We start from the raw sequence: 16554 nt of genomic DNA, 5'->3' as shown, positions 1-16554 counted from the left end.
GCGCCCCATGACTGTGATCGTCCGTGACTTCCGCACCGAGGACGCCGCCGCCGTGTCCCGTGTCAGGCACGCCACCCTCCCCCACCTGGTGACGACCCCCGAGTCCATCGTCTTCCGCGTGGCGACCGCCAACCCGGCCAAGAAGTACCGGCTGCTGGTCGCGGAGAAGGACGGCGAGATCATCGGCACCGCTCATGTCGGCATCGTGTACGACGCCAGTGAGCCGGGCCAGTCGACTGTCACCCCGCATGTCCACCCGGACCACCAGCGGCTGGGCGCGGGCTCGATGATCCTGCGCGCCGCCGAGGAGCATCTGGCGGCCGAGGGCGCCACGACCGTGTACGCCTGGGCCATGCGGGAGCCCGGGGCCCTCGCCTTCGCCGAGAAGCACGGCTACCGGCCGACCCGCTCGGCCCACTTCCAGCGTCTCGACCTGGCCAAGGGCACCCTCCCCGCCCCGGGCGGACTGCCCGCGGGCGTCGAGCTGCGCACCGCCCTGGACTTCGAGGCCGATCCGCGTCCGCTCTTCCTGGTCGACGCCGAGGCCTCCTCGGACGAGCCCGGCGACATCGGCGTGGACCTCGCCGACTACGACGACTGGTTCAGCCAGACCTGGAGCGAGCCGCTGCTCGACCGCGGCCTCACCACGGTCGTGGTGGTGGACGGCGAGGCCGTCGCCTTCACCGCGGCCTTCACCGACGGCGGCACCCGCTATGCGTCCGGCATGACCGGCACCCTGCGCGCGCACCGCGGCCGGGGATTCGCGAAGCTCGCCAAGACCGACTCCCTGCACCGTGCCCGCGCCGCCGGCTACACGGACGCGTTCACCAGCAATGACGCCGACAATGGCCCCATGCTGGCCATCAACAGGTGGTTCGGCTACGAGATCTGCGCGACGGAGGTACACCATGTCCGCACCCTCGACACCCCCGGCATCCTCGGTTGAGGTCCGGCTGATCAAGGCAGGCGCGACAAAGATCAGCTATCCGGCCGAACTGCTTGCCGACGACGGCACGCGCGTCTCCGTCCGCGCCCCCTGGGCGGGCACCGGGGGGACGCGCGATTTCGGCTTCGTACGATTCGAGCCGGGTGATGTGTTCACCGAGTACTACTGGCGGGACCGCTGGTTCTCGGTGAAGGAGGTCCGCACGGGCGACGGCACGCTCAAGGGCTGGTACTGCGACATCACGCGCCCCGCCGCCCTCGAAGGCGGCGAGCTGGTGGTCGAGGACCTGGACCTCGACCTGTGGGTGTCGGCGGACGGTTCGGCCGTACTGCGCCTGGACGAGGACGAGTTCGAGGCGAGCGGCCTGGCGGGACGCGACCCGGAGGCCGCGGACCGTGCCGTACAGGCTCTCGACGAGCTCGAACTCCTCGCCAAGCAAGGCAAGTTGACCACCCTGCTCACATGAATGTCCTCCCCTCGCCGTGTGCGGGGGGAGGACGTTCATGGGCATGGGGTCAGACCGATACGTTACGGCCGTTCCGGCGCATGATCAGCTTCCGCAGCAGCGGCCAGGCCAGCAGGATCAGGATCACCACGTACACCGTCACCGAGAACGGAGTGTTCACCAGACCCGTCGCGCTGCCGTCACTGATCTGAAGCGCCCGGCGCAGCTGCTGTTCCGCCGCCGGGCCGAGGATGACACCGATCACCGCCGGCAGCACGGGAAGCCCGTACCGCCGCATGCCGAAGCCGATCAGCCCGATGATCAGCAGGATCACCAGGTCCAGCGCCTCACCGCCGACCGCGTACGCGCCGACCGCCGCGAAGAACAGAATCCCCGCGTAGAGGTACGGCCGCGGAATGCGCAGGAGCTTCGCCCACACCGGCGCCAGCGGCAGGTTCAGGGCGAGCAGCAGCACCATGCCGACGAAGAGTGACGCGATCAGGCCCCACACCAGGTCGGGTTCGCGCTCGAAGAGCAGCGGGCCCGGCTGGATTCCGTACTGCTGGAAGGCGGCGAGCATGACGGCCGCGGTGGCAGTGGTGGGCAGGCCCAGCGTCAGCATCGTGACCAGGGTGCCGGAGGCAGAGGCCGAGGCCGCCGACTCAGGTCCGGCCACGCCCTCGATGGCTCCCTTGCCGAACTGCTCCTTGTGCTGGGAGAGCCGCTTCTCGGTGACGTAGGAGAGGAACGTCGGTATCTCCGCGCCGCCGGCCGGGATCGCGCCGAACGGGAAGCCGATGAGGGGCCCGCGCAGCCAGGGCTTCCAGGTGCGCCTGAGGTCGGACTTGGCGAGCCAGGGGCGGCCGACCGGGATGGGCTCCCCGCCGCCGCGCCGCAGGTGAGCCGCGACCCACAGGGCCTCGCCGATCGCGAAGAGGCCGACCGCGACGATCACGACGTCAATGCCGTCGGCGAGCTGGAGCGAGCCGAAGGTGAGCCGCTGCTGCCCGGTCATCTGGTCCAGGCCGACCAGGCCCAGGGTGAGACCGATCAGCAGCGAGGCGAGGCCGCGAATACGCGACGAGCCGAGCACGGACGTCACCGCGATGAAGGCCAGCACCATGATCGCGAAGAAGTCGGGTGCGCCGATGTCCACGGCCAGTTTGGCGACGGTGGGAGCGAGCAGGACCAGCAGGATGGTGCCGATCATGCCGCCCGCGAAGTGACCGATGGCGGCGGCGGCGAGGGCCTGTGCGCCGCGTCCGGCCTTCGCCATGGGATTGCCTTCGATGGCGGCGACGACGGCCGCGCTCTCACCTGGCGTGTTGAGCAGGATCGAAGTGGTGGAACCGCCGAACATCGCGCCGTAGTAGATGCCCGCGAACATGATGAACGCGCCGGTCGGTTCGAGTCCGTACGTCACCGGCAGCAGCAGCGCCACCGCCATCGCGGGGCCGATTCCGGGCAGTACGCCGATCGCCGTGCCCAGCAGCACGCCGATCGCTGCCCAGAGCAGATTCATCGGGGTCAGCGCGGTGCCGAAGCCGTCGATGAGAGAGTTGAGAGAGTCCATCGGCTAAAGCACTCCCATCAGCGGGCCACCCGGCAGCGGAACACCGAGCAGGTTGTTGAAGACGAAGTAGGTGAACAGGGAAAGCCCGGCGGCGATCAGTGGATCGCGGTCGAGGTGACGGCTGCCGAGGGCGAAGGACGCGCCCCAGAAGAGCAGCGCTCCGGCGATGGGGAAGCCGAGCGGGCCGATGAGCACGGCGAACCCGAGGAAGACGCCCGCGAGGAGCAGCACCGTACGCCAGTCGCTCGGCTCGCTGAGGTCGATGTCCTCACCGGTCTCGGCTTCGCCGCGACCGCCGCGCAGGACATCGATGGCGAGCAGTACGGCGACGATGAGCAGCCCGATGCCGACGACGATGGGGACGGTCTTGGGTCCGATGGGCCCGCGTTGGGCGACTGCCACATCCATCGTCAGCGCGTCCGTCAGGACGAGCGCACCGATGACGAGCAGCAGGAGGCTGACGCCGAGTTCGGAGTTCTCGCGCAGCCAGCCCCGCGAGGGCCGGCCGGCGGTGGGAGTGCTTGTTCCGGTCTCTGATCCGTTCTCTGTCGTCACAGCCCGAGCTCCTTCAGCACCGAGTCCACGCTCTTGTTCTGCTCTTCGAGGAAGTCACCGAACTTGTCGCCGGTGAGGAAGGCGTCGTCCCAGCCGTTCTTCTTCAGCGACTCCTTCCACTGCTCGGAGTCGTGCAGCTCCTCGACGAGGGTGATGAGCTTGTCGCGCTCGGAGTCGGAGAGGCCGGGCGGGGCGACGATGCCGCGCCAGTTGGTGAACTCGGTGTCGAGCCCGGCCTCGCGCAGGGTGGGTGCGTCCAGACCGGGAACCCGCTTGGGTCCGGTGACGGCCAGCAGCCGCAACTCGCCGGACTTGATCTGGTCGAGGTATTCGCTGACGCCGGAGACACCGAAGGCCAACTTGTTGCCGAGGATGGAGGCGAGGAGTTCGCCGCCGCCGTCGAACGGGATGTAGTTGACGGTCTTGGGGGAGATCCCGGCGGCCTGCGCCATCAGCATGGGCGCGAGGTGGTCGGGCCCGCCGGGCGAGGACCCGCCGCCGACCGGGAGTTTGCCCGGGTTCTTTTTCCAGGCCGCGAGCAGATCCTGGATGGTCTTGTACGGGGAGTTCTTGCCGACGACGACGATGTCCTGCTCTTGGGTGAGCCGGGCGATCGGGGTGGTGTCGGCAAGGGTCTTCGGGGACTTGTTGGTGTGTACGGCGCCGACGACGCCGAGGCCCATGGACATGGCGAGCCTGCCATTGCCGTGCTCGCCGACGAGCCGGGTGAGGCCGACGGTGCCGCCAGCGCCGGGGAGGTTGAAGACCTCGATGCTGTTGGTGAGGTCGGCGTCCTCGGCGTTCTTGGCGGCCGTACGGGCTGTGATGTCGTAGCCGCCGCCGGGCGTATTGGGGACCATGAAGCGCAGGCCGGGGATCTGCGTACCGGTGTCGGAGCCACTGCCTGCGGTGAGCAGCGGCGGCCCCACGAGCACCAGCAGTGCCGCCCCGAGCAGGGCGAGGGGAGCGCGCAATCGCACGGGTGCCGCCTTTCAGGAGAGTCGGAGGAGGGGGAGGGGGAATGTCGGAGGGGGATAAAGAACCCTGTGAGGTGGCCCACATGTTGCCTGCGCGTTAAGAACCTGTCTCCCTTCCGCAATCAACGGACGTTGTGGTCGTTGTGGTAGCGGCTTAGCGTGGCGGCGTGATGAAGGTGCTGGTAGTGGACGACGACTTCATGGTCGCCAAGCTGCACAGCCGTTATGTGTCCGCGACGGAGGGCTTCACGGTCGTCGGAGTGGCCCACAGCGGCGCCGGAGCGCTGCGCGCCGCGGAGACACTTCGACCCGATTTGGTGCTGCTCGACATCTATCTGCCGGATATGGACGGGATTAGCGTGCTGCGCGAACTACGCGCGGCGGAGGAGCGCGATGAGGAGCGCGGGAGCGTCGACGCGCTGTTCATCACGGCGGCGAGGGACGCGACGCTGGTCCGCTCCGCCCTGCGGGCGGGGGCTCTGCACTATCTGATCAAGCCCTTCAACCAGGCGACGCTCCAGGAACAGCTGCGGCATGTGGCCGCGCTCCGCTCACGCTTCGACCGTTTGGGCGAGGCGCGCCAGGAGGACGTCGACCAGATCTTCGGCACCCGCCCGCCGGGCTCCCGCGAACTGCCGAAGGGCCTGGCGGTCCACACGGCGGAGCTGGTGGAGCGGGTCCTGCGGGAGCATCCGGGCGGCCTGTCGGCGTCGGAGTGCGCGGCGGCGGGTTCGCTGTCGCGGGTGAGCGCGCGGCGGTACCTGGAGTACTTCGTGGAGACGGGGCGGGTGGAGGTGTCGCTGCGGTACGGGGGGACGGGGCGCCCGGAGCGGCGGTACCGGCCGATCGGCTGAGCGGCGGATCGGCGGATCGGCTGAGCGGGGAGAGCACGCGGCTTGGGGCAACCTCGAACGGCCTGTCCTCGTCCTAGAGCGCGAGCCCGGGCGACGCCCGGAGGGGTGGGGGAACGATGAGCGGTTTACGTGTATGGCGGGCCGCCGGTGCGGCGGGCGCGGTCCTGGCGGGGGTGGTCGCGATCGCCGGTTGTACGGCGCCGCCCGCGCCGGAGGTCGACCCGGCGCTGAGGAAGGCCGTCCAGCCGGTTGTGCACGACGCGCTGATCGCCGCCCAGGAGAAGAACGGCGGCTTTCTGGCCGACGACAGCTCTCTGGTGGCTACGGCGCGCTGGTTCTGCGCGGAGAAGATCATCGAGATCCGGGAGCTGGAGGACGGGTCCGTGAAGGTGGGCCTGGACATGGTCTGCTCCGAACTCGCCGCCCGTGCCGGGAGCCTCGTAGAAGGCAGCGGCGTGCACGCCCCTCGGCTGATGGAGCTGTCGCGGGAGGGGACAGGGCAGGCGGCCGTCTACCGCGTCCGCCACCAGGGCAGCGCACCGGACGGTGCGGGCCACGATGCCTGGATCGGCCGCTCCTTCTCGAAGGGGGGCGCGGAGATGGTCCGGCACGGGGACTGGGACGGGACCGCCCAGATGGAAGCGGCGGCCCGCACGCATTTCCGCCTGCCGTCGGACGCGCCGGTGACGGCGTTGTGACCTCGCCCGCCTCCGGCTTCGGCCCACTCCTGCCGCAGCCGCTCACCGGATAACGGCACGTCCGGGTGGGCTGGACGGCGTACTGGAAGGGTTCCGGAGCGCGATGGCGCTGGAGCGCAAGTGGGTCGACACCGCCGCCCGCGCCGGTGGCCCCGGGGTGACCGTCAGAGGTACAGGCCCGCCTCCGGGCCGTCGTGCTGCGCCGGGACGGACGCGGGCGTCGTGCCGCGGCGCAGCGCGTACAGCTCCGCCAGCGTCGCGCCCTCGCGGCCGATTCCCTCCTCCGTGCCCAGCCACCTCACCGATTCACTCCGGGTCAGCGCGCCGACCTCGATGCGGGCCAGGCAGCGGCCCGGGCGGACCACCGCCGGGTGGAGGCGTTCAAGGTCCTCGTTCGTCGTCACGCCCACCAGGACGTTACGGCCCTGGCCCAGCAGGCCGTCCGTCAGGTTGAGCAGGCGGGACAGCGCCTGGCCCGCCGTGTGCTTGGCCTCGCCGCGGATCAGCTCGTCGCAGTCCTCCAGCAACAGCAGCCGCCAGCGGCCCTTCGCCGTGCCCTCGTCCTCGCCGATCGCGATGTCCATCAGGTAGCCGACGTCGTTGAAGAGCCGCTCCGGGTCCAGTACGCAGTCGACCTGGCACCAGTCCCGCCAGGAGCGGGCCAGCGTCCGCAGCGCGGAGGTCTTGCCGGTGCCCGGCGGGCCGTGCAGCAGGAGCAGGCGGCCCGCGATGTCGTCCGGCGTCACCTTCATCAGCCGGTCCATCGCCTCCGCGACCGGCGCCGTGTAGTTGGACCGGACCTCTTCCCAGGTGCCCGCGGCGATCTGACGGGTGGTGCGGTGCGGGCCGCGCCGCGGGGATACGTACCAGAATCCCATCGTGACGTTCTCCGGCTGCGGCTCCGGCTCGTCCTGGGCGCCGTCCGTCGCCTGCCCCAGGACCTTCTCCGCGAGCTCGGAACTGACCGCCGTGACGGTGACATCGGCGCCCCGGTTCCAGCGCGAGACCAGCAGCGTCCACCCCTCGCCCTCGGCGAGTGTGGCGCTGCGGTCGTCGTCGCGCGCCGAGCGCAGTACGGACGCGGCCGGCGGCAGCAGCGTCACGCCCGGCCTGACTCTGTCGATGGAGGAACTGTGGGAGTACGGCTGCTCGCCCGTCGCGAAACGGCCGAGGAACAGCGCGTCGACGACATCCGAAGGCGAATCGCTGTCGTCGACGTTGAGCCGGATCGGCAGAGCGTCCTGAGGCTTGGCAGACATGCGCCCATGATCTGCCACAGGGCCGTCGCGCGCACGGTCTTTTGCCCGCCGCCTACTCGGCCCACCCCGCCTACGCCCCGGCACCCGGCCCCGGATCGCGTATCAGCCGCGCGCCTCCTGGATCAGCCCGCGCATCCGCCGTGCCCGCCGCACCACCGCGTACGCCTTCGTCAGCGCACGGTCCCTCGCGAAGATCCGCGCGACGGACCTGCCCACGATCAGCCGCTCGAACTCCCCGATGCCGGTCGTACGCCGTACCGTCACCCGCTCCAGTGCGTACGGCCCCTGCCGCCGTACCGCGAGCCCGTTGCCCACGGCCAGCGACTGCGCGAAACCGGCCGCGCGGACCGCGCCGCGCACCCGGCGGCTGGAGTAGCCGTAGGGGTACGCGAACGAGAGCGGCCGCGCGCCCAGCTCGTCGGCGATGACGTCCCGGCAGCGGACCGTCTCGTACCGGAGGTGCTCGTCATTGAGCTGGTCCAGCTGCGGATGGGTGTGGGTGTGGCCGCCGATCTCCGTGCCCGCCGCGGCCAGTTCGCGTACCTGACCCCAGTCGAGCATGGTGTCGAGCGCGCCCCCCACCTCGTACGCACCGCGCAGCCAGCCGGTCGAGACGAACAGCGTCGAGACGAAGCCGTGCTTGGCCAGGACAGGGAGGGCGTGCCGGTGCACGCCCTCGTAACCGTCGTCAAAGGTGATCAGCACGGGCCTGCCCGGCAACAGGCTCTCGCCCTTTGACCGCCAGGCAGCGCCCAGCTGCGCGGTGGTGACGGGCGTGAAGCCGAGCTCGTCGAGCAGCTCCATCTGCTCGGCGAAGGCATCGGGAGAGACCGAAAGACCGTACGCGGCCTTCGCCGGGCGGTGCCCCACGGCGTGGTACATCAGGATCGGCACGGGTTGATTCACTTGGACCTGTCTCCTTCCTCGACGGGAGCGATCGGGCCCGATGAGAACGTCGCGCCGTTCCCCCGCGCCCGTACGCTCCCCACCACATAACCCCCGGCCGCCGCCGCGACCCCCGCCACGATCGCCCCCGCCCGCCCCGCCCCGCCCCTGCGCCCGCGTGCCGCGTCGCGCAGCCCGCGCGCGACCCCGGCGGGCAGCACCCGCGTGGTGTAGCGGCGCTCGGACTCAAGGCCCTTGCCCGCGCCCACACTCCGGGCCACCAGCGCCTTGGACAGGCCTTCCGCGTACGCACGCGTGCGGAAGTAGCCGAACCGCTCGCGCGCCGCCGGGACCTTGTGGTGGATCACCGCGCGGTCGTCGATCAGCAGCACCGCCTCGGGCAGCGCCGTGGCGAGCCGGATGCACAGCTCGGTCTCCTCGCAGCCCAGCGGCCGTTTGTCGCCGTCGCGCCCGATGCCCGTGGCGAAGCCGCCCGAGGCGTCGAACGCGCTGCGCCGGAAGGAGGCGTTGCCGCCGAGTACGTTGCGGACGCGCACCTTGCCGCCCGGCAGCCCCCGGTACGTACAGCCGACGACCCAGTCGAACTCCTCGGGGAACCACACCGGCCTGCGGCCCGACTCCCACGCGGGCATGGTCCTGCCGCCGACCGCCATCACCCGTACGTCGTCGTACCCCTCGGCGAAGTACCGCAGCCAGTCGCGCTCGGCCACGGCGTCGTCGTCGAGGAAGGCGACGAACTTACCGCGCGCGGCGGCGATTCCGGTGTTGCGGCCCGCGGAGAGGCCGCGGGGGCCCGCGTTGGCGAGCACCCGCACCTCCGTCTCTTCCTTCGCTTCCTTGTACTCCTTGCCGAGCCGTTCGAGCAGCGCCGGGTTGTGGTCGACCACAAGCAGCGTCTCAAGGGGCGGCAGTGACTGGTGCCGTACCGAGTCGACGGCCGCGAGGATGTCCTCCCAGCGGTCCTCGGTGTACACGCAGATCACCACGGAGAACCCGCACTCGCTCAAGACGCCTCTCCCCGCGGGAATGTGCTGCTCAGGGAAGGCGTCCGGCGGCGCGCCGCCCTTCGTACGCGCTTCTCCTTCAGGATCACCTGCAGCACGCGCAGCCCGTCCCGTACGGCACGGAGGTTGCTGACGCCGTGAATGCGCAGGTACTCATGGCTCGGGACCTCCTGCACCCGCAGCCCCGCCTTGACGACCCGGATGTTCATCAGCGTCTCGATCTCGAAGCCGGTGCAGTCGAGGGTGATGTCGTCGAGACAGTGCTTCCAGAAAGCGTTGTAGCCGTAGCAGAGATCGGTGTAGCGGGCGCCGAACTTGGCGTTGACGACCGCGCACAGCACCCGGTTGCCCAGTTTGCGGATCAGGGTCATGTCGTCCGTGCCGCCGCCGTTGGCGAAGCGGGAGCCCTTGGCGAAGTCCGCGCCGGAGACCAGGGCGGAGACGTACGAGACGATCTCATGGCCGTCGGCCGAGCCGTCGGCGTCGACCATGACGATGATGTCGCCGGTGCAGGCGCCGAAGCCGCTGATCAGGGCATCCCCTTTGCCCTTGCCAACCTGCTGGACGACCTTGATGTCCGGCCACAGTTCGCGGGCGACCTCGACCGTGTTGTCGCTGGAATTCCCGTCGACCAGGACGACTTCATGAATCCACCCGGGCAGGCTCTTGAAGACGTACGGAAGATTCTCCGCCTCGTTCATGGCGGGGATCACGACGCTCACCGGCGGAGTGATCGCGAGGTGCGAGGAAATCTGCGTGTACTGCCCGAACTGCGAGACGCTCGCCGGCCCTTCCGGAACGGCGGCTGCTCTTTCGGTAGTGCCCCCCTGGTGCCGCTGCTGATTCTGATCTTGCTCCGGTACGTCCGGATGCAGGACTGAACTCATGAGTTGCTTCCCTCTCCACCGGTGGACCGCCCACCCCCGGGCAGTCCGGATGAGTTTCCGGTTCGAAAGGGGGGTGTTCTACTCACCCGCCTATGACGGCATGGCACTGCCCCCTACGTGGTGGGTGAGTTGGCACAACTGGCCGCCCTCGGTTTACGGCTCGGAACGAGCGCGAAAACTGGGCACGGCACCCCCCTACCGCCCCGCGCGGGATCCATCGCAACGCTTCTCCCCTGGAGCCGCTTTGCATGAGGGACCGTTGCGGGTGGATGTACGACGGTATTGATTAATGGGACTGTATGGCAATACCTGTAGCAGGGCCTCACTTTATTACTTTTTTGATACAAAACGCATATTCTTGATCGTTTCTGTCGCCCCTGGGAGGAAGAGGAGTGCGGTGATCACGATCACCACCACGATCCCTCCATTGATCGTCAGGAAACCGGAGATGGAGATGGTCTGAGCCACCACCAGGTCAATCACGAGCGCCCCTGTCGCGGCGGCGGTGGCGTGGGCTCCCGGGATCAACTGGAATCTCTGGTTCCGGTTCCGTTTGTGATTCCGGTTCCGGTATCGGGACAGCGCCGTGGCGAGGCCGCCCGCCGGACCGGCGAACAGGAAGAAGAGGATGAACGGCGCACGCAGCGGCGACCGTACGTCCGCGAGCGCCAGCGCGATGCCTACCGCCGAGACGGCCGCCGCGATGCCCGCGAGCACCGGCAGGAGATCGGTCCAGACCGCTTCCGACTTGTTTCTGACTGTCTGGGACGTCTGAGGCATGGCCGACTTCCCCCAAGTGCGGAGTTGTCGAAGGTGATTTGGCATGAACACTTCCAGTTAAGTATATGAGCTGCTACCAAAGTTGAGGCAGAGATCCTGCTAAAGGGAGGTTCCATGAAACTGTCCCGATTCGCGGCATTCTCATCCGCACTCCTCCTCGGCGGCGTCCTCGCTCTCACCGGAGCAGGCCAAGCGCACGCCACGGACACCGCGCAGAGCCTCGACTACGTGGCCCTCGGCGACTCCTACTCCTCCGGCGTCGGGGCCGGAAGCTACGACAGCGCCAGCGGCAATTGCCTGCGCAGTACCCGGGCCTACCCCCAGCTCTGGGCGGCGGCGCATTCACCCTCGTCGTTCGCGTTCACCGCTTGCGCGGGCGCTCGTACGGGTGATGTCACGGCAACTCAACTTGACCCTCTCAACTCCGCGACCGACCTCGTCTCCGTCACCATCGGCGGCAATGACGCGGGCTTCTCCGACGTCATGACCACATGCGTACTGCAGTCCGAGGCCAGCTGCCTCGCCCGGATCGCGACCGCCCGCGCGTACGTCGACTCCACCCTGCCCGGCCAGCTCGACCAGGTGTACTCGGCCATCAGCGCCAAGGCGCCGGCCGCCCAGGTCGTCGTCCTCGGCTACCCCCGCTTCTACAAGCTCGGCGGCAGCTGCCTCATCGGTCTGAGCGAGAAGGAAAGGGCCGCCATCAACGGAGCCTCCGAGTACCTCAACGCGGCCACCGCCAAGCGCGCGGCCGACCACGGGTACGACTTCGCGGATGTCGTACCGGTCTTCACCGGGCATGAAATCTGCTCGGGCGCGGCCTGGCTGCACAGCGTGAACTGGACCAACATCGTCGAGTCGTACCACCCCAACGCCGCCGGGCAGTCCGGTGGCTACCTGCCCACTCTCACCGCGCACGCCTGACAGCCGTATCCGCCGAGTAGGAACCCTCGCCCGTCGGGGTCTCCTGCTTGCACGTCACCGAGAAATCGACCCAGTTGGAAAGCGCCTCGACCGGACTCCGGATCTCCACCCGGATCCGGTCGCGGTGCGTCTGGCCCTGTTTGTAGGTCCGCTCGACGTGGTTGACCTGCTTCTCCTTTCCGCCTCCGGACGCGAAGCGCAGGGTCTTCCAGTCGGAGCCGGAGGTGTCGGTGCCCCGGGGGTCCCAGCCGTACGTGCCGTTCTGGGTCGCCCAGCGGTACTCGACGGCCGCGGGGGTGCGGGTGACCGTGATGGTCGCCCGGAAGGCCGGAGCATCCGACTTGGGGGGCGGGCAGGTGCCGGAGTAGCTCTCGCGCACGGTCTGGGCGTAGACCTTCACGGCCTGCGCCGGAGGCGCGGTCGTACCGCCATTACCGCCGTTGCCGCCGTTTCCTCCCTTGGTGTTGCTGGGCGCGGCGCCGCTCGAACTCGCTTGCACAGATGTCCGCGGGCCGCCACCGACCGATCCGCTCGGCTCATCGCCGTCGTCCTTGTTGACCAGAGCCCAAGTGAGGCCGCCGATCGCGAGGAGCAGCGACACCACCCCGGCGACCAGCACGACCGCCGCCCGCCGCGAGCGGTCCGGCTCCTCCCGTACGTTCACCCGTACGTCCGCGGCCATGCCGGCCGTGACCGGCGGCGGGCCGAACCCCTCCGAGCCGCCCGGCACTGTGGGGCTGTACGGGACAAGGGGCGGCGGCTGAGTGGTGTGCGGCACACCGCCCGCGCCCACCACCCGTAACAGATGCTCGGCCTCCACCGCCGACAGCCGGTCCGCGGGCTCCTTGTGCAACAGCCCCAGGATGACCGGCGCCAGTGCACCGGCCCTGCGCGGCGGCGGCAGTTCCCCGTCGACGACGGCGCGCAGGGTGGAGAGCGGGGTGTTCTGCCGGAACGGGGAGTTCCCCTCGACCGCCGCGTACAGCAGCACTCCGAGCGACCACAGATCCGACGCGGGCCCCGGCGTACGCCCCAGCGCCCGCTCGGGCGCGAGGAATTCGGGGGAGCCGATCAGCTCGCCCGTCATCGTGAGATTGGAGGTGCCCTCGACCGTGGCGATGCCGAAGTCCGTGAGGACCACCCGGCCGTCATTGGCGATGAGTACGTTGGCGGGCTTCACATCGCGGTGCAGCACACCCGCGTCGTGGGCGGCCCGCAGGGCGGCGAGGATTTCCGCCCCGATATGCGCTGCGCGCCGCGGGGCCATCGGCCCTTCCGCGTCGAGTACGTCGGAGAGCGTGAGCCCGCGCACCAGCTCCATCACGATCCAGGGGCGGCTGTCCTCCATCGCCACGTCGTAGACGGTCACCACATTGCGGTGCGAGATCCGGGCGGCTGCCCAGGCCTCCCGCTCCAGGCGCGTGTACAGCCGCTGCTCGCCGCCGCCGCCGAGACCGGCGGGCGCGCGAACCTCCTTGATGGCGACCTCGCGACCCAGTACGTCGTCGCGGGCACGCCACACGACGCCCATTCCGCCCTCGCCCAAGGGGCTCAGCAGCCGGTACCGGCCTGCCACGAGCCGCTCACTGCCCGGTGCTTCGCTCACCACGAGCCCCCCATGCGTAGCAGAGCAACGACCAACTCAAGCTAACTCACGCAAGCGCTGTTGCCGCCCCCCTGAGCGCCAATCCGCACCCGAGCGCGAGCACCACGCATGCCGTGCCCAGCGGCATCACGCGCTGCGTGGCGGAGAGCAGCCGTCCCTTGCGACGGCTCCTGTCCGCGAGGAGGCGGGCCGCGCGGTCGCCGAGCTTCACGGCTGCGAAGCCCGCGGCGCCGAGGGTCAGGGCGAGCCCGACGCCGTACGCGAGGACGAGGAGCAGACCGAACCAGGCGCGGCCCAGGGCGGCGGCGCCGACGAGGACGACGACGGCGGAGGGGCTGGGGACCATTCCGCCGGCGAAGCCGAGGAGGAGGGTGGAGCGGAAACTCAGGGGGCGGTGGTGGTCGTGGCTGTGCGTGTGCCCGTGCCCGTGCGAATGCCCGTGCCCGTGATCGTGTCCGTGTTCGTGCGGGTGCTCATGGCCATGGCTGTGCCCGTGTGAGCTGCCGCGATTGCCCCAGGCTCTGCGTACCAGCAAGGCCCCCGCCCCGGCCACCAGGACCCCGCTCGCCACGCCCAGCCACGCCACCACGGACGGCGCGGCGGCCGAGCCCGCCGCGATCAGCACGCCCAGCGCGAACACCCCCAGCGTGTGCGTCACCGTCACCGAAGCGCCCAGCGAGAGGACATCGCGCAGCGAGTTGCGCCCGCCCGCCGCCGCGGCCGCGGCCATCACTGTCTTGCCGTGCCCCGGCGCGAGCGCGTGCAGCGCGCCCAGCAGCACGGCCGTGGCCAGTGCCAGTGCGGCGAACCCCGCCGTCAGGTCGCGCCGCGACACCAGCTCCGTCAGCGCCTGCGTCCAGCGGTCCGCGCCGCGCGGGAGTACGGACGCCGGGCCCGTCGCCTCCGTACGCTCGGCCGCCGCCGGAGCGCCGCCCGGTACGACCGACACCGCGGCCGTCCTCTGGTCCTGCGGCGAGGACAGCTGCCCCTCCGGGTAGCGGGCCAGGCGGTGCGAGACCGACGCCTTGGGTACGTCCGTGTCCGTGAGCGTCATCCGGTCGCCGCGGGCCGTGATCTCCCGCCAGCCAGGGCCCTGGTTACCTGCCGCGGCCCGGAACTCGACGGTGTGCCGAGCCTCCATGGGCAGTGCGGCGGTCAGCCGGCACTCCACGCGCAGCGTCGCAAGACCTGCCTGCCCGGGGCGCACCTCGGCGCTCCCCGCGCCGGCGCCCGTGCCCGGCGTGAGTGCCGTGTCCCGCCCGTCGACCGTGACCCGGCTGTCGCGCGCCGCGTCCCGGCACCGGTCGCCCGCCCAAGCGGACAACTCGGCCGGTGACAGCTCCTTGTCGCCGTTCCGGTCGATCTTCGTACGGGCCTGGGCGGCCGGTATCTCAGCCAGGTCCTCGACGTGATCCACGCTCAGCAGACCGGGCGCGACGAGGAGCCCGTCGTAATGATTGACGGTGAAGTTCCCCAGGGGATGCGCGGCGGCCGTCCCGGCGGGCAGCACGGCGAGCGCCACCCCCGCGATCAGAACCGCCGCGGCACGCTTCGTGACGCGACTGGTAACGCCTCTCACTTCCCCTCCAAAGTCTTGAGCGCGGCACGGGCCGCACGTGAACCGGTCGGCGAGAAACCGGGGTTGGTCTTCAGCGCGGCGGCGAGCGAACGGCGGGCGGCCACCGGCTCGCCCGCGGCCCGTTCGATCACGCCGCGGTGGTACAGGAACACCGCGTTGTGGGAGCCCGCCGGGGCGGACGTCTTGACGTACGAAAGGGCCTCCGCCGAACGCCCGTTGACGTGCAGGGCCCAGGCCAGGGCGTCCGCCGTGTGCACGGTCCTGCGCCGCTGCCACTCCGCGCGGGCCGCGCGCAGGGCCTCGGCCCGGTCGCCGTGGTCCGCGAGGGCCAGAGCGGTGTCCAGATCGGTGTCCACGCCGTTCGCGCGGGCGAGCTCGGTCCAGGTGCCGATCAGTTCGTACTGGGCGCGGGCCTCGGCCGTACGCCCGGCCGCCTCGTACAACTCACCGAGCGCCACCAGCTGCCCGGGCAGCGGCAGCCGCGCCACCACCGTTTCGAGCCCCGCGATGGCCGCCTGTGTGCGGCCCTGAGCGGCCTGGGTGCGGGCCCTGCCCTCCAGGGCGGGCAGATACGCCGGGTCGGCGGTCAGCGCGGTCCCGAAGTGGCGCAGCGCCGCGGGGTAGGCGCCCTGACTCCACTCCAGCTGGCCGAGCGCGCCGGCCACGTACGCGATGTCACCGGGCGTCGAGGCCGAGCCGAGGGCCTGGCCGAGCACCCGGCGGGCTCCCGTGATGTCGCCGCGCAGCTCCATGACGTACGCGTACCGCGTGAAGACGGGGATGCCGGGCCGGCGGCGGTCTGCCTCCTCGGCCGCCGCCAGCGCCTTCGGATAGCTGCCCAGCTCCACCAGGGCGTCGATACGGGAGGCGAGAGCGCGCTCGCTGAACGGGTTGACCTTCAGCGCGGCCTCCGCCTCCCGCAGCGCGCCGCGGAAGTCATGCCGCGCGGCGGCGAGCGCGGCGCGCCCGGCGAGCGCGGCGTCGTTGCCCTGCGGCTGGAGCGCGAGCGACCGGCCGAGCGCCTGTTCGGCCTGCGGATACCGGGTGGGGTCGCCGCTGGTCCGGGCCTGCTCCACATACGCGGCCCCCAGGGTCGCCCACCCCCTGGCGTCCTTGGGCCGGTCCCTCAGGTGTGCCTGGAGGCCGGTGACCCCACGGGAGAGGTCACCGGCGCCGATCCGGTCGAACGGCGCGTCGGCCGCGGGCGCGGCGACGCGGGCGGTACGGGGCGACTCGTCCGGTCCTCCGAACACGAGGGCCCCCGCGGTGAGGACGACGGCCAGCCCTGCGGCGGGCAGGAGAACCCCCCAGAAGCGTGACCGGCTCGCGGCTGCGTCTCCTGCGGGGCCGACGGCCGCAGTGCCGGCGGTACGGCCTTCGGCCGTGTCCTCAATCTCCCCCATAGCCTTCGGCATGGGAGGTGCCCCCAGACGGGCTGGAATTCCAGCGTCGCCGGCGGTCTCCGCCGGGTCCACCGGAGCCCCCGGGACGCGGCCCACGGCCTCACCCTCTCCTGTCGCCCTTCGCAGGGACATGCATCCGCCCTTTCCGTTCACAGCTG

Annotated in this window: 16 protein-coding genes; 5 read left to right on the top strand and 11 right to left on the bottom strand. The window is 70.6% G+C overall.

The features are described 5' to 3' along the window. Positions 1–7: 7 nt before the first annotated feature. Together ACIHCQ_RS08740 and ACIHCQ_RS08735 are read left to right on the top strand one after the other, a co-directional pair. Positions 8–946, top strand: coding sequence for a GNAT family N-acetyltransferase (locus tag ACIHCQ_RS08740; RefSeq protein ID WP_399659133.1), 939 nt, complete (start codon positions 8–10; stop codon positions 944–946). After that, entirely contained in the window at positions 909–1412 is a 504-nt protein-coding gene (locus tag ACIHCQ_RS08735) for a DUF402 domain-containing protein (protein WP_399659131.1), read from the top strand. Before ACIHCQ_RS08740 ends, ACIHCQ_RS08735 begins: the two co-directional genes overlap by 38 nt. Positions 1413–1461: 49 nt before the next feature. Here the strand turns inward: ACIHCQ_RS08735 and ACIHCQ_RS08730 are convergent, their stop codons facing one another. Genes ACIHCQ_RS08730 through ACIHCQ_RS08720 form a run of 3 tightly spaced genes read right to left on the bottom strand, consistent with a single transcriptional unit; the run spans position 1462 to position 4499 of the window. Beyond that, entirely contained in the window at positions 1462–2964 is a 1503-nt protein-coding gene (locus ACIHCQ_RS08730) for a tripartite tricarboxylate transporter permease (RefSeq protein ID WP_399659129.1), read from the bottom strand. A 3-nt stretch (positions 2965–2967) separates the two neighbouring features. Further along, positions 2968–3519, bottom strand: coding sequence for a tripartite tricarboxylate transporter TctB family protein (locus ACIHCQ_RS08725; protein ID WP_399659128.1), 552 nt, complete (start codon positions 3517–3519; stop codon positions 2968–2970). Then, positions 3516–4499, bottom strand: coding sequence for a Bug family tripartite tricarboxylate transporter substrate binding protein (locus ACIHCQ_RS08720; RefSeq protein WP_399659126.1), 984 nt, complete (start codon positions 4497–4499; stop codon positions 3516–3518). The genes ACIHCQ_RS08725 and ACIHCQ_RS08720 overlap by 4 nt, the downstream gene beginning before the upstream one ends. A gap of 167 nt (positions 4500–4666) precedes the next feature. On the opposite strand from ACIHCQ_RS08720, the gene ACIHCQ_RS08715 reads away from it, so the two are divergent. Continuing rightward, the gene (locus ACIHCQ_RS08715) at positions 4667–5350 is read left to right on the top strand and encodes a response regulator (protein WP_399659197.1); all 684 of its coding nucleotides are present in this window, start codon (positions 4667–4669) and stop codon (positions 5348–5350) included. Positions 5351–5466: 116 nt separating this feature from the next. Continuing rightward, entirely contained in the window at positions 5467–6048 is a 582-nt protein-coding gene (locus tag ACIHCQ_RS08710) for a hypothetical protein (RefSeq protein WP_399659124.1), read from the top strand. 164 nt (positions 6049–6212) lie between these two features. On the opposite strand, the gene ACIHCQ_RS08705 is transcribed toward ACIHCQ_RS08710, so the two are convergent. The 5 genes from ACIHCQ_RS08705 to ACIHCQ_RS08685 form a co-directional block, all read right to left on the bottom strand. Continuing rightward, positions 6213–7307, bottom strand: coding sequence for a DUF5925 domain-containing protein (locus ACIHCQ_RS08705; protein WP_399659123.1), 1095 nt, complete (start codon positions 7305–7307; stop codon positions 6213–6215). Between the two features lie 102 nt (positions 7308–7409). After that, positions 7410–8189 (bottom strand): polysaccharide deacetylase family protein, encoded by a 780-nt coding sequence (locus tag ACIHCQ_RS08700; RefSeq protein WP_399659194.1) that lies wholly within the window; start codon positions 8187–8189, stop codon positions 7410–7412. A gap of 20 nt (positions 8190–8209) precedes the next feature. Continuing rightward, a complete protein-coding gene (locus ACIHCQ_RS08695) occupies positions 8210–9220 on the bottom strand; it encodes a glycosyltransferase family 2 protein (RefSeq protein ID WP_399659121.1) in 1011 nt (336 codons plus the stop codon). Continuing rightward, a complete protein-coding gene (locus ACIHCQ_RS08690) occupies positions 9217–10104 on the bottom strand; it encodes a glycosyltransferase family 2 protein (protein ID WP_399659120.1) in 888 nt (295 codons plus the stop codon). Before ACIHCQ_RS08690 ends, ACIHCQ_RS08695 begins: the two co-directional genes overlap by 4 nt. A 330-nt stretch (positions 10105–10434) precedes the next feature. Further along, on the bottom strand, positions 10435–10884 hold the full coding sequence (locus ACIHCQ_RS08685) for a hypothetical protein (protein WP_399659118.1): 450 nt from the start codon (positions 10882–10884) through the stop codon (positions 10435–10437). Positions 10885–10998: 114 nt separating this feature from the next. Between ACIHCQ_RS08685 and ACIHCQ_RS08680 the strand changes: the two genes are divergently transcribed. Then, complete coding sequence (locus ACIHCQ_RS08680; protein WP_399659117.1) at positions 10999–11808, top strand: SGNH/GDSL hydrolase family protein; 810 nt, start codon at positions 10999–11001, stop codon at positions 11806–11808. Here ACIHCQ_RS08680 and ACIHCQ_RS08675 read toward each other — a convergent pair. The 3 genes from ACIHCQ_RS08675 to ACIHCQ_RS08665 are packed head-to-tail and all read right to left on the bottom strand — an operon-like array spanning position 11792 to position 16396. After that, entirely contained in the window at positions 11792–13414 is a 1623-nt protein-coding gene (locus tag ACIHCQ_RS08675; protein ID WP_399659115.1) for a serine/threonine-protein kinase, read from the bottom strand. The genes ACIHCQ_RS08680 and ACIHCQ_RS08675 overlap by 17 nt on opposite strands. Positions 13415–13460: 46 nt before the next feature. Further along, the gene (locus tag ACIHCQ_RS08670) at positions 13461–14993 is read right to left on the bottom strand and encodes a nickel transporter (protein WP_399659113.1); all 1533 of its coding nucleotides are present in this window, start codon (positions 14991–14993) and stop codon (positions 13461–13463) included. After that, positions 14990–16396, bottom strand: coding sequence for a tetratricopeptide repeat protein (locus ACIHCQ_RS08665; protein WP_399659111.1), 1407 nt, complete (start codon positions 16394–16396; stop codon positions 14990–14992). The genes ACIHCQ_RS08670 and ACIHCQ_RS08665 overlap by 4 nt, the downstream gene beginning before the upstream one ends. Positions 16397–16554: the final 158 nt, after the last annotated feature.

Origin of the sequence: Streptomyces sp. NPDC052236 (genome assembly GCF_044548015.1) — a bacterium.
Lineage (GTDB): Bacteria > Actinomycetota > Actinomycetes > Streptomycetales > Streptomycetaceae > Streptomyces.
This window is presented reverse-complemented; position numbering and strand designations above follow the sequence as displayed.

What these genes read in the sequence shown, in the direction of transcription:
- ACIHCQ_RS08740 (WP_399659133.1), top strand. Translation starts at nt 8, where the DNA reads ATGACTGTGATCGTCCGTGACTTCCGCACCGAGGACGCCGCCGCCGTG.
- ACIHCQ_RS08735 (WP_399659131.1), top strand. Translation starts at nt 909, where the DNA reads ATGTCCGCACCCTCGACACCCCCGGCATCCTCGGTTGAGGTCCGGCTG.
- ACIHCQ_RS08730 (WP_399659129.1), bottom strand. Translation starts at nt 2,964, where the DNA reads ATGGACTCTCTCAACTCTCTCATCGACGGCTTCGGCACCGCGCTGACC.
- ACIHCQ_RS08715 (WP_399659197.1), top strand. Translation starts at nt 4,667, where the DNA reads ATGAAGGTGCTGGTAGTGGACGACGACTTCATGGTCGCCAAGCTGCAC.
- ACIHCQ_RS08710 (WP_399659124.1), top strand. Translation starts at nt 5,467, where the DNA reads ATGAGCGGTTTACGTGTATGGCGGGCCGCCGGTGCGGCGGGCGCGGTC.
- ACIHCQ_RS08705 (WP_399659123.1), bottom strand. Translation starts at nt 7,307, where the DNA reads ATGTCTGCCAAGCCTCAGGACGCTCTGCCGATCCGGCTCAACGTCGAC.
- ACIHCQ_RS08700 (WP_399659194.1), bottom strand. Translation starts at nt 8,189, where the DNA reads ATGTACCACGCCGTGGGGCACCGCCCGGCGAAGGCCGCGTACGGTCTT.
- ACIHCQ_RS08690 (WP_399659120.1), bottom strand. Translation starts at nt 10,104, where the DNA reads ATGAGTTCAGTCCTGCATCCGGACGTACCGGAGCAAGATCAGAATCAG.
- ACIHCQ_RS08685 (WP_399659118.1), bottom strand. Translation starts at nt 10,884, where the DNA reads ATGCCTCAGACGTCCCAGACAGTCAGAAACAAGTCGGAAGCGGTCTGG.
- ACIHCQ_RS08680 (WP_399659117.1), top strand. Translation starts at nt 10,999, where the DNA reads ATGAAACTGTCCCGATTCGCGGCATTCTCATCCGCACTCCTCCTCGGC.
- ACIHCQ_RS08665 (WP_399659111.1), bottom strand. Translation starts at nt 16,396, where the DNA reads ATGGGGGAGATTGAGGACACGGCCGAAGGCCGTACCGCCGGCACTGCG.